Origin of the sequence: Bacillus cereus group sp. N21 (genome assembly GCF_016483395.1) — a bacterium.
Taxonomy (GTDB): Bacteria; Bacillota; Bacilli; order Bacillales; family Bacillaceae_G; genus Bacillus_A; species Bacillus_A pseudomycoides.
Map to the genome: position 1 here is coordinate 14,817 of NZ_JAEHBX010000018.1, position 12,522 is coordinate 27,338.

Below are 12,522 nucleotides of genomic sequence, written 5' to 3' on the forward strand. Positions count from 1 at the left end.
CCACACATGTTCATCAAACTAAGATAAGCTTATATCCATATAACATAAAGAAAAAACGCTATCCTTTTTGCAAAAATATGCAAAAAGGATAGCGTTTTTCTATTATGCTTCAGATGGGAGAGCAAGTGTTGAGGAAGTAATAAAAAGGATTACTTAAATTTGATAATTGTATATACGTATGAAAAATATAAAATGTCTAAGTAAACCGAACCGGATGTAGGTGATTTTCTCAAGATGACGGAAATAAACTTTAGTAATCATTCATCTTATTGTAGCGGTTACTTGAAACGAAAGGCATAATCTTGTCTTATTATTTTATGTGAAAATAAATGGTGGAATATTTTTGTTTGCGAAAATATATATTTATAAATTATTGAAGAAAACGAGTTGAAATGATAATATGAAAAATTTAAATCAAGGAGGGAGAGCGGTGTCGAAGAGTGCTGGTGCTCCAAAAAAGAAAGGCGTTTTATTTGTGATGAATCCTATAGGTGGAGGAGTGGAACATTATCAAAATATGTATATTGAACAGAATCGGCATAAGTATAGAATTTATAAGATGACGTTTAGAGCTGGAATGTTTTGTATAGAAGATATGAATCAGGAACACACCCTGTACTATGATTTAGAGTTTCATAATTATGATGAAACGAGTTTTCGATCGTTACTCAAGTCAATGGATATTGAACTAATTTATATCAATCATCTCATTAAATTCCCTATATTTAAGTTTATAAACCTTATTCAATATTCTGGGATTGAGTATATTTATTTTATACACGATTTTTTTTGTGTATGTCCTCTAGTTAACTTGATTAAAAGAAATGGCCCTTACTGCAATAATGAAACAGATGTGAATATATGTAAGGCATGTTTGGATGGAGGGAGAGAAACAGATATTCAAGCTTGGAGAAAAAATTTCGAGTTTTTTTTATCAAATGCCCAGAAGGTAATCGCTCCAAGCAACAGTGCAAAAGAAATTATAAAAAAACATTTTCCTGACATTATTATAGATGTACAGGAACATCCTTTATCTCCTAATATCTACTATACATATACCTCTGAATTTGCAAATGAAAAACAGCTTAATGTTGCCTTCGTGGGAAATATATACAAAAATAAAGGATCACACATTTTATATAAACTTAAAATGGAAATTGAAAGGAGGAAGCTACCTTTTTGTATAAAAGTAATTGGGTTAACAGATAGGCACAAAAGAAGATTTGTCAGTCCAAGCGGACATTTTGTTGTAACAGGACCATACGATAATAGGGAATTTTCTAATCTTTTGGCAACACATAAAATAGCTATCGTTATAACTTCTTCGATATGTCCAGAGACATTTTCTTATACAACTAATGAGGCTATGTTTTCAGGGTATCCTGTCATTGCATTTGATATGGGAGCGCCAGCGGAGCTAATCAAAAAATATAACGGGGGATGGATTTTGAAAGAAGTGAGTGGTAGGAGTGTCTTACAATTGTTACAAAAGCTCTTAGTAAATCGCAGTGAGATTTTAGAAAAAGCGGGTAATCTATCAGTAGTCTGTCAAAATAAAGGGATTTTCTAATCTTTTCAAAAGATGCATTAAGATATTATCGTGTTTTGTAACTCGAATTCAAAAATGATAATTGTGTATGTAGAAGAGTCGCATTAAATCGTGCTATTGTTGATAAAGATGTTTTTAGATGCTTTTTTTAATCATATTAAGTGAAGGGGGCTGTTTTACAGGAAATAACAATAGCCCCCACAGGAAATATTTCATAGGTAAAAAAGAACGATGAAATTTATGCGAGAATTTGATTTACAGAGATAGGAAGTTTACTTTATGTTTTTAAGAGGCTTTTCGTTAAATCAAATCCCAACCTACAGGTGTCCCCTTAGCAACATCTTTTTTCACTTTTTTTCCTAGTAAAATAGGGAGGTATTTTGGTGCTAAACCATAACCAGGTCGAATAGCTTTTATATTTTCTGTTGTTAAAAGATCCCCAGCTTTCATATCTTGTGCCACATATAGAGAACGTCGAAACTTTAATGAGCTTTTTTCCATATCAGTCGGTCCGTAATAAATCTTCCCTAGTGACTTCCATGCCCTTTCTGTTTCAATAACAAGAGAATTTAGTTCATCTGCTTCCATTGAAAACGCCGAGTCTACTCCTCCATCAGCTCTAGATAAAGTGAAATGCTTTTCGATTACAGTTGCACCCATTGCAACACTTGCGATTGCAGCTCCCACCCCTAATGTGTGATCTGATAAACCTACTTCACATTGAAATAATTCTCTCATATGGGGGATTGTATGAATATTAGTGTTTTCTGGAGAAGCAGGGTAAGTACTTGTACATTTCAATAAAATAAGATCTTTACAGCCCGCTGATCTAGCAGCGGTGACAGTCTCATCTAATTCTGAAATTGTAGCCATACCTGTTGAGATGATAAGAGGTTTTCCGGTAGAGGCAGCTTTGCGGATTAAAGGAATATCAATATTTTCAAAAGAAGCAATTTTATAACAAGGGACATTGAGAGATTCTAGAAAATCAACTGCTGTTTCATCAAATGGGGTGCTGAATGGGATGATACCTAATTCTGTACATTTATCAAAGAGTGGTTTGTGCCATTCCCATGGTGTGTAAGCTTGTTGGTATAGTTTATAAAGTGTGTTTCCTTTCCATAAGCTGTTTGTATCTTCTATTTTAAAATCCTTGTTATCTATATCAAGTGTCATAGTATAGGCTGTGTAAGTTTGAATTTTTAGAGCATGTGCGCCAGCTCTTGCTGCAGCTTCAACTATTTGCAATGCACGTTCTAATGACTGGTTATGGTTTCCGGACATTTCAGCAATGATAAATGGTTGGTGGTTGCGACTGATTTTCCTTCCATTAATTTCAATTTCATTCATTTTATCTTCTCCTTTTTAACCATTCATTTTTGCTTTACCGATTATATCTTTTACTGACGTATTCCATCCATTAGTAAGTAAATGCAAATATATTTTTTTATCTTTTAATCTATGATAACTACCGCCAGAAGGTTGTGGTTTCCTCATAACTTTTCCAGAATAAATGAATTTCCAATTTTCAATGAAAAGTCGTTCTATTTCTTGGCATAGTCTATCGTAGGAGGTTTTTAATGTATCATTTTCTTTGTAGGGAACTTCCGATTGAGTGATAATATCTCCCGTATCTAACCCGTTATTCACATAATGAATTGTAACCCCTTTAGGTGTATCTTCAAGGAAACTCCATAAATTTGGATCAGCACCCTTATTCCAAGGAAGATAAGAGATATGCAAATTAATAATTTTGTTATTAAATTTCTCAATAATAGAAGGAGGAATCATATATCTGTATCCATAGCTGACGATAAAGTCAATATTAATAAGAATAGGTGAGTGAATGTCTATTCTATTTTCATAGAAAACAACACTATTTCCAGATGATTTAAGAAAACTGTACAAATTATTACATTTAGATCCTAATAATAGAATGTTCATAATATCTTCCTTAACATTTAATATTGTAAAATTTTTGATACTACACGTATTTTTCCAAAAGCGTCTACAATCTCCAATGCTTTTCTAGAAGATCCCTCTAAATCAAAGTTTCCGCTCCTAACAATCTCAAGGGCATTACAAATATCCTTCTCGTAAATTTCTTCTGATTTTCCAATGTAAAAATCCATCCCTAAATCTCCTACTGTTTTACATATTTCAACTTGATTATGCGCTACTGAGATTAATAGTGCGGGTAATCCTAAACAATATCTTTCCCAAGTGGTTGAACCTCCAGCACATATGGCTAAATCCGCTTCATTCATTAATCTAGACATATAATCAATATTATGATGAAAGACCATATTTGGATGCTTTTTGCATAAATTTTGGATGAAATCTTTTTGAGGATTTGATCGACCGATAACTACATGAATAAGAAGCTGCGTATATTCTATTGCTTCTAGAGCTTTGATTACTTTGGAAGTTTCATTAGTGGGATCACTTCCACCAAAAAATATGAGTATTGTTTTAAGGGGATTTGTTCTTTTTCTTACATTTTTTCGTGCTTTTAAAAATTCGGATCTTAGCAATGCATATTTGGGGCCTAATAATTTTATACAATTTATAGGGATTAATTCTTCGTATCTTTGATCTATGTTTGCATAATAATTTTGATCTAGCAGTAGATCACATATATGTAACCTATCTGCTAAATCATCTATAACCATTATATAGTGGGCGAACTCCTTTAACTTTTCTTCCCACTTTTTATCTAAAGCATAATGATCTACAATGAGCCAATCAGCAAAGCGAATACTTTTACGTATCATTTCTATTGTTTGTTGAGCATCAACTTCCCAGCTGGTTTGAAGCCATTGAGCATGTGTAGTATTACAATTATTTCTTACTAACTTCATTTTGGGTAACATATATACTGTGTGTCCCTGAGATTTTATAAAGTTACACATATGACCGTCCAATTCCCTAGATATAAAGGAAATCTGATGTCCTTGATTTTTTAACTCTTCTGCTAAGGTTAAACATCGCATAACATGCCCTGTTCCAATCTCTATAGAAGCGTCAACACGAATGAGTATGTTCATGTAAACTATATCCCTAATTTTTTTTGTTCTATATGGCTATTAATATAAAACAGGTCTGGTTCTTGTTTTAATAAATTTAAAATATCAATGAAAGAAAATTGGGGATTAACTGGATATAGTTTGGTAATAATTTTTTTTATAAAGATAAAGTCTTCTTTCGTATCTACAGTCCAGCGGTGTTTACTTTCATCTAAGTGATTCTGGACATTGAACAGTTTAAACGTTTTAGGGGTGTTATATATATATGCAGTCACATGCTCGCGATAGGATGGCTGATTTGCTTCTTCATATGTTTGTTTTAAAATTCGGTAGGGCATAACCTCTGTATCTAAACCTCTTGGATAAGTGCGGATTAATGTGTTAGATACATAATCATATTTATTTTGATGTTCTAAATAGCAATTAACTATCTTATCAATAATATCAGGATCAATAACGGGACAATCTGAAGTTAATCGAACTACAACATCTACAGAAAATTGTGTTGCAGCTTCATAATAACGTGATAATACATCATCTGCTGATCCACGATAATAAGGAACAGAAAGTTGTTCGCAAAGCTCAATGATTGGATTATCATTTTGATTTGTAGTAGTCGCTACAATAATTTGGTTAATTGTTTTTGCTCTTTTTACTCGTTCAATTTGATATTCTAATAGTGTTTTATCAAGAACTTTCTTCATTATCTTCCCGGGAAGTCTAGTTGAGCCCATTCGAGCTTGAATAATAGCGGCAACTTTCATTTCATCACCTTTTTATTCACTTATTTTTTATAGAAATTGATTACCTTTTTAACTGCTTGAATGACATCATTAGCGTCTTGTTCACTCATTTCTGAAAATAATGGTAGAGTAATGATACTTTCATATAATTTTTCAGCATTAGGACAAATTCCTTTTTGATAACCTAATTTTTGATAGTAGGGTTGTAAATGAATTGGAATGTAGTGAACATTGACACCAATATTTTCTTGCTGTAACGCTTGAAAGATTTCTTTTCGATCAACTTTTAGCATTGGTAAATTTAACTGAATGATATACAAATGCCAACTTGAATCAACATGATCTAATTGTTTTGGAAGAATAACTTCAGGTAAATCTTTTAGTGCCATATTATACATTGATACATATTGTTTTCTTTTAGCAATAAAAGAATCTAATTTTTGTAGTTGTGATAATCCAAGAGCAGCTTGAATATCTGTCATCCGATAATTATAGCCAAGAAATTGCATTTCATAATACCAAGGCCCATGATTTTCAGTTAGGTTATTAGGGTTACGGGTGATTCCATGGGTTCTAAACTGAAGAAGTTTTTGATAGTAGTCTTCATTATTTGTTGTAATGATTCCGCCCTCGCCTGTTGTAATATGTTTGACGGGGTGAAAACTGAACATGGTCATATCACTAATTGAACCAATTTTTTTCTTTTTGTAAGTAGAGCCTAATGCATGAGCTGCATCTTCGATTACTGTTAGGTTATATTCTTGGGCAATTTTTGAAATTTTTTCAAGTTCAACTGGCTGTCCAGTAAAATGTACAGGTATAATTGCCTTTGTTTTATTTGTAATCTTATCTTTTATTAAATTAGGATCAATATTGTAAGTGTCGGATTTTATATCCGTAAATACCGGAACTCCACCTTGATAAAGGACACAGTTAGAACTGGCAGCGAACGTCATTGATGTCGTGATGACTTCATCATCATTGGATATCCCCGCTGCAAAACAGGCGCCATGTAGGGCGGCTGTTCCACTTGAAAATGCTACGGCGTATTTCGCACCTACATATGCTGCCACTTGATTTTCAAATTGTTTTATTGTTGGACCGGTTGTAATAAAATCACTTTTTAAAACGTTGATTACGGCTTGAATATCATCTTCATCAATGGATTGCTTGCCGTATGGCAAATAATGATTCCGTACGGGTTTTCCTCCATGAATTGCTAAACAATACTTCATGATCCTTAATACTCCCTTATATGTTGTTTTGACTTATTTAGACTGTTTTTTTATCTTATTCACTAATTAACCGTTTTAACTCTTCTTTTGTTAACCAATGTTCATTTTTGTCGCTTGTATAACTAAAACCTGCTGGAAGCGGTTTGCCTTCACTTATATACGCTTTATCCCACCAATTAAATTCTGGTTGAATGATATAATAATCTTCAAATTCTAAAGTATGACGGGCATCATCTTCAGTTATCATAGCCTCATGAAGCTTCTCTCCTGGACGGATGCCTATAAACTCAATTTTACATTTAGGTGCAATTACTTTTGCCAAGTCTGTTACTTTCATGCTGGGGATTTTAGGGACAAAAATTTCCCCGCCCTTCATTCGCTGAAGGTTATCAAGAACAAATTGTACTCCCTGATCAAGTGTTATCCAAAATCGTGTCATACGTTCATCCGTTATAGGGATTTTTCCGGTTTTTTTTATGCTTTTAAAAAATGGTACTACACTGCCTCTGCTACCTACTACATTTCCGTATCGTACCACTGCAAATCTGGTGTCCTTTTTCCCTGCATAAGCATTTGCTGCAACAAAAAGTTTATCTGATGCTAATTTCGTTGCACCGTATAAGTTAATTGGAGAGGCAGCTTTATCTGTGCTCAAAGCAATGACACGTTTCACACCACAATCCATAGCAGCTTCAATTACATTCTGAGCGCCATAGATATTTGTTTTAATTGCTTCAAACGGATTGTACTCACATGCACCGACATGCTTCAAAGCAGCTGCATGAACTACAATATCCACCCCAGCAAAAGCACGGTATAAACGAGCTTTATCACGTACATCCCCAATAAAAAAACGAATACGCGAATCTGTATACTCTTGAGCCATTTCGTATTGTTTCAATTCATCACGACTAAAAACAATAATCTTGTTTACACCAAGTTCTAGGGCTTTTTTTATAAATCTCTTTCCGAAAGAGCCTGTTCCACCTGTAACTAAAATTGTTTTTCCTGTTAAATCCATTTTTTTCACAGCCTTTTTTATTGAATCCAGTTTCACTATCTATTACTATGAATATTTCGGGAAAACGTTTGGGTATCATCTCTACATTTCCTTATAATTTTCCCGAAATGGTGAATAAGCCTAGATTGAAGTCTACTTTTAACTGTTTTGTGATTTATTTCTTGGTTCAGGAAATGATAAATATGTTAAATAGTTTTTTATATTATTGAGAGGCTAGAGATCAAAATCTTCGTTTTTAGATATAAGAGGTATCTTCAGGTTTGCTAATCAAAAAGTGTTACATGTTCATATGCTGTTCAGGCTCAGAGAGGGATTATGTATTTAATATAGAGATAATGCACCATCTTTTTTCAAGCTAGACTATGTAACTATACAAAAAGACAAACAAAACATAGCATAGTAAAAGTAAAAGCCTAAATCTGCTTTCTATTGTTCGATCGCATAGTTTATACCACTAATTAGTAATTAATAAAAACATCGATCGTGTACAACTAGTTGATTAAAAAACTTAAATAATAGAAATGTATCTTCAGTAATAAAAACACGTAATTCAAAGAACTTTGAAATAGATGTTGAATGGCGCAATTAATTAATAAAAAAATATATATCTTTTAATTTTAATAGTTATTTTTTGGTTTTTTGAATTATATAAGCGAGGGTGAACAATGTGTTTCAAGGGTTTTTAAATTTTAAAGGGCAAGAAATAGTAATGACCAAGGACTTGTTTAGAAATATTAAAAATGATTTCACCTATGAATTTTGGATAAAGCCTCAAAAGGAAATTCAATTAAATGAGGAATCGGATCAAGGAAAACATGGAATTTTTGGTCAAAGATATATTATTGGTCCAGGGCATCCTGTAATTGAACGAAAAGATGAATCGGGTGCCGGAGTATCGGTTGGAACGAATGGTATAACGGTATATGAACACAGTCACAATTATTTACCTCCTCTACTCACATATGAAATAAAAATAGACGATTGGACTCATATAGCTATTGTTTATGAAAATAAAACTCCAAATTTATATGTGAATGGAAGTTTTGTAAAAAGAGGATTAAAAAGTACTAAGACTAATGTCTTTGCCTCAGGAAGTATTGGAGGATGTGGAGCATACGGATATTTTGAAGGAAAAATGAATAGTTTGAGGATTTGGGGTTATTCAAAAAACGAAAAAGAGATTAAGCTCCATATGGATAAATGTTTAAATGGTGACGAACAAGGATTGATTTTAAATTGGAACTACGAAAAGCCAACATATATCCAATCTATTTCGAATACAAACGAGGAAGCTGATAAACCATCTTTTTTAAATGATTCTATTCTTAATCAATTTAGTTTAGAAACATTAAATGAATCAAATTATATTGAATATAATAATGAATTACTTGAAGATACTGAAGTGGATGTGATTATACCAATATATAATGGCTACGAATTTACAAAGAGATGTATAGAAAGTATATACAATAATATAGACATTCGTTGTAATTTATTTTTGATTAATGATGCTAGTACAGATCAACGGATATATCGTTTTTTGGAAAGCTTGAAATCTAACAAATTACCTCAAAGCTTAAAAAAATTAGTGGTTATACACAATGATAAAAACTTAGGATATGTACAAAGTATTAATAAAGGCTTACTTTTAACAACGAATCACCCCATCTTATTAAATAGCGATACAGAAATTCCACCTCATTGTTTTCGGCGCTTAATCAACCCTATTTTAGTAAATGATAAAATTTCATCCGTTACTCCTTTCTCAAATAGTGCTACGATTTGTTCCTATCCTAATTTTGTTCAAGATAATGAATTGCCCTACAATATGACTGCAAATGAAGTCGATGCTTATTTTTCAAAATATGTCATTAACAAAGGGATAGTAATCCCAACAGGTGTAGGCTTCTGTATGGCATTAAATAGAAATATTATTCATGATATCGGAATCTTTGATGATGAGGTTTTTGGCAAGGGGTATGGCGAGGAAAATGATTGGTGTATGGGAGCATGTCATAAAGGATATCAAAATATATTGATTCCAAATGTGTTTGTTTATCATAAACATGGTGTAAGTTTTAATCAAATAGATGGAAGTAAACAAGAGCTAATGTCAAGTAATTTAAAAAAACTACTTAACCGATACCCAGATTATAATAAAATCATACAAGACTTTATAAGGCTGGATCCAATAAAAAATATAAGAGAATTCATGAAAAGTATAATGGTTGCCGATAAATACTCTTATAGAAAGGGCAGATTATTTATCGATCATGGCTTAGGTGGCGGTGCCTCAATCTATCAAACTAACTATATAAAAACATTAGAAGATGATGAGAGAATATACACGTTAACACCTGGGACAGATTATGTGATTTTAACTGATCATAATCATTCCGAACCAATAAATTATAATCTTAAAATAAGTAAACTAACTGAAATGAACTTTAAAAAATTATTAAGTGCTCTAAACATTGATTTGATTTTTATTAATCATTTATTTAAGTATCCCCTTGAAAAAATGTTTCGTTTAATAAAACACTCACTTGTGGATTATTATTTTTATATTCATGATTTTTATTGTGTTTGCCCAAGTTATAATTTAATAAATCATCAAAAGAAGTATTGTAATGCTGAAACAAATGTAGATATCTGTCAGGGATGTATTGCGAAAATATTTCCGAAAGAAGCTATTCATATTGAAGGTTGGAGAGAAGCGTTTCATTCTTTTTTAATGGGTGCGAAAAAGGTAATTACCCCTAGTTATAACACGAAAGATATTATTCTAAAATATTATAAAGATATTGAGATAGAAGTAAGAGAGCATGTTATTAATCCAAAAATATCATACTCCTTTAAGGAGGAGTTTTTAAATAAAAAAGTTTTAAATATTGCTTTTATGGGAGCCATTGATTATCCGAAAGGATCAAGTATTATATATGAGCTAAAGGATTTAATTGTTAAAGAAAATTTACCAATAAATATAAAGGTGATTGGTATAACAAATATTCATTTTAATCCTCACAAAAGTGCTGAAGGAAAGTTTGAAGTCACAGGAAGATATCAAGTGGATAATTTATCTGATATATTAGCTCAAAATGAAATAGCATTGGTTATTAATCCGTCCATTTGCCCTGAAACATATTCCTATACAACAAGTGAAGCAATGTTATCGGGGTACCCCATTATTACATTTAATCTAGGCGCCCCTGCTGAACGAGTAGAAAAATATCAGTGTGGATGGATTCTTGACAACATGAATAGTAATGAAATATTAAATTTATTAAAAAAATTATTAAAAAATAGAGAACAAATCCACGAAAAAGTAAAGAAATTAAGAGATTTGCGGGAAGGAAATGAATTTTAGGATAAGGTCCACATATCTAATAGATTTGTAGTGAAAATAGGGATTTTTTATGTAATAAATGCCATTATTGTCTTTGTGCTATCTTTTATAAGAAAGAATATAATAAATGATACTGAAGACAAGGTTATTTTCGATTGAAAAAATAAGAAGGGGTGATGGTTATGTCACAAAAGTTTCTCTACTTACCAATCGAATCAAAAACAAGGGAATTAGACGCAAAATTACTCTTAACCTATTATGCAATTAAAGAAAATTATCGAATTATTCTGGGAACGCATACGCCTATTCTCTCTCACTTGGAGTTATTACCTAAGGGCATCATTTGTTCAAAGGGAACTCCTTATGGTGATGCAAGGAAAGAATATATGACTCGTGCATACAAACTAGGCTATTCTATTGTTGAATTGGATGAAGAAGAAGGATTATTCCTTAATAGTAATAATTATAGTCGTCTTGGAAAAGATGATACGTATGTTAAAATACTTGAGCATGTATATTGCTGGGGAGATGCTCATAAAGAAATAGTTACAAATACTTTTCCTAAATTTAAGGAAAAATTTCATTTAACTGGTCATCCACGGTTCGATTTACTCAAGAAAAAGTTCCGGGGGTTATATAATGATGAAGTGAAAATGATTGAACAGCGGTTTGGAGACTTTATTTTAGTAAATACAAGATTTACGCAATATAATCACTTTATAAGAGGGTTCAATCCTAACGAACATTATATAAAGAAGGTATACGAACATTTTATCCAATTAATTAAAGAATTAAGTGAGAAATATCCGAATCTCAATATTGTTGTTCGTCCTCATATTCATGAAAATGTAGATAGTTATCGAAAAGAATTGTCGGATTATAAAAATGTGTTTGTTGCCCATGATGGTAATGTGGTTATGTGGATTTTGGCCTCAAAACTCGTGATACACAATCGTTGTACGACAGGCATTGAAGCTTTGTTACTTGATAAACCAGTCATTGCTTATATGCCAATTAATTATGAAAAAGAGAAAAAATATTTACCTAATGCAGTTACCTATAAATCAGTGAATAGTAGTGAAGTATTCAACTTAGTCGACTTCTGTTTATCTAAAGGAGAAATAGGTGAAGAAAAAAAGAGTCTATCAAAAAATTATTATGGGTCCATGGATGTAGAAAATTATGCTTATCAAAATATTATCCGTTTATTAGATACAATCAGTTTCACGGGTGAAAGTTCCATTGAGGAATCTTCAGTAAGAGCGCTCTCTACAATAAAAGGGGATCATACGTTGACTTCAGAGGAAGAAATAAAAAGTTTCTTTGAAAAATTGGATTTAATAGAAATGAATAAAAATGAAGTGAGTGTTCGAACATTAGCTCCTGATTTATTTGAAATAATATCTAATAACAGTTGAGTCCTTTTTTCTATGAGGCTTAACGTAACTTCCTTAGTTAGATAAAAACCCTTGGTAACAAGGGTTTTTATTATTTCATAGAATGAAGAATCAAAGTTTCTAAAGCGTGTTTTTTTATAATAAATCAATCATAGCATTTAGTTTTGAAACCGTTGTTAGAAAGAAATTTACGATTGTTAATTTA

9 protein-coding genes are annotated in these 12,522 nt (G+C 31.9%); 3 read left to right on the forward strand and 6 right to left on the reverse strand.

Translation table 11 applies throughout. The annotated features are described in order from the left end of the window. The first annotated feature begins 430 nt into the window (after positions 1-430). Positions 431-1,570, forward strand: coding sequence for a glycosyltransferase (locus JDS96_RS12580; protein ID WP_307838180.1), 1,140 nt, complete (start codon positions 431-433; stop codon positions 1,568-1,570). A 279-nt stretch (positions 1,571-1,849) separates the two neighbouring features. On the opposite strand, the gene pseI is transcribed toward JDS96_RS12580, so the two are convergent. From pseI to pseB, 6 genes are read right to left on the reverse strand one after another with little or no spacing between them, the layout of a single operon-like run. Further along, a complete protein-coding gene (pseI, locus tag JDS96_RS12585) occupies positions 1,850-2,899 on the reverse strand; it encodes a pseudaminic acid synthase (RefSeq protein ID WP_199667031.1) in 1,050 nt (349 codons plus the stop codon). Positions 2,900-2,914: 15 nt separating this feature from the next. Further along, positions 2,915-3,493 carry a formyl transferase gene (locus JDS96_RS12590; RefSeq protein WP_003195948.1) on the reverse strand — a complete coding sequence of 193 codons (579 nt, stop codon included), beginning with the start codon at positions 3,491-3,493 and terminating at the stop codon, positions 2,915-2,917. A 17-nt stretch (positions 3,494-3,510) separates the two neighbouring features. Next, positions 3,511-4,596 carry a UDP-2,4-diacetamido-2,4,6-trideoxy-beta-L-altropyranose hydrolase gene (pseG, locus tag JDS96_RS12595; RefSeq protein ID WP_199667032.1) on the reverse strand — a complete coding sequence of 362 codons (1,086 nt, stop codon included), beginning with the start codon at positions 4,594-4,596 and terminating at the stop codon, positions 3,511-3,513. 5 nt (positions 4,597-4,601) lie between these two features. Next, positions 4,602-5,339, reverse strand: coding sequence for a cytidylyltransferase domain-containing protein (locus JDS96_RS12600; RefSeq protein ID WP_003195950.1), 738 nt, complete (start codon positions 5,337-5,339; stop codon positions 4,602-4,604). Positions 5,340-5,359: 20 nt separating this feature from the next. Next, positions 5,360-6,553, reverse strand: a complete 1,194-nt coding sequence (gene pseC, locus JDS96_RS12605; protein WP_206777076.1) for a UDP-4-amino-4,6-dideoxy-N-acetyl-beta-L-altrosamine transaminase — start codon at positions 6,551-6,553, stop codon at positions 5,360-5,362. Between the two features lie 55 nt (positions 6,554-6,608). Further along, a complete protein-coding gene (gene pseB / locus JDS96_RS12610) occupies positions 6,609-7,574 on the reverse strand; it encodes a UDP-N-acetylglucosamine 4,6-dehydratase (inverting) (protein ID WP_018781145.1) in 966 nt (321 codons plus the stop codon). Between the two features lie 667 nt (positions 7,575-8,241). On the opposite strand from pseB, the gene JDS96_RS12615 reads away from it, so the two are divergent. Continuing rightward, a complete protein-coding gene (locus JDS96_RS12615; RefSeq protein WP_307838181.1) occupies positions 8,242-10,941 on the forward strand; it encodes a glycosyltransferase in 2,700 nt (899 codons plus the stop codon). A 161-nt stretch (positions 10,942-11,102) separates the two neighbouring features. Then, positions 11,103-12,338, forward strand: a complete 1,236-nt coding sequence (locus tag JDS96_RS12620; RefSeq protein ID WP_242479900.1) for a surface carbohydrate biosynthesis protein — start codon at positions 11,103-11,105, stop codon at positions 12,336-12,338. The last annotated feature ends 184 nt before the right edge of the window (positions 12,339-12,522 follow it).

Bases quoted from the DNA above. Each gene is read 5' to 3' on its own strand.
- pseI (WP_199667031.1), bottom strand. From the start codon at position 2,899: ATGAATGAAATTGAAATTAATGGAAGGAAAATCAGTCGCAACCACCAA.
- pseG (WP_199667032.1), bottom strand. From the start codon at position 4,596: ATGAACATACTCATTCGTGTTGACGCTTCTATAGAGATTGGAACAGGG.
- pseC (WP_206777076.1), bottom strand. From the start codon at position 6,553: ATGAAGTATTGTTTAGCAATTCATGGAGGAAAACCCGTACGGAATCAT.
- JDS96_RS12600 (WP_003195950.1), bottom strand. From the start codon at position 5,339: ATGAAAGTTGCCGCTATTATTCAAGCTCGAATGGGCTCAACTAGACTT.
- JDS96_RS12620 (WP_242479900.1), top strand. From the start codon at position 11,103: ATGTCACAAAAGTTTCTCTACTTACCAATCGAATCAAAAACAAGGGAA.
- JDS96_RS12590 (WP_003195948.1), bottom strand. From the start codon at position 3,493: ATGAACATTCTATTATTAGGATCTAAATGTAATAATTTGTACAGTTTT.
- pseB (WP_018781145.1), bottom strand. From the start codon at position 7,574: ATGGATTTAACAGGAAAAACAATTTTAGTTACAGGTGGAACAGGCTCT.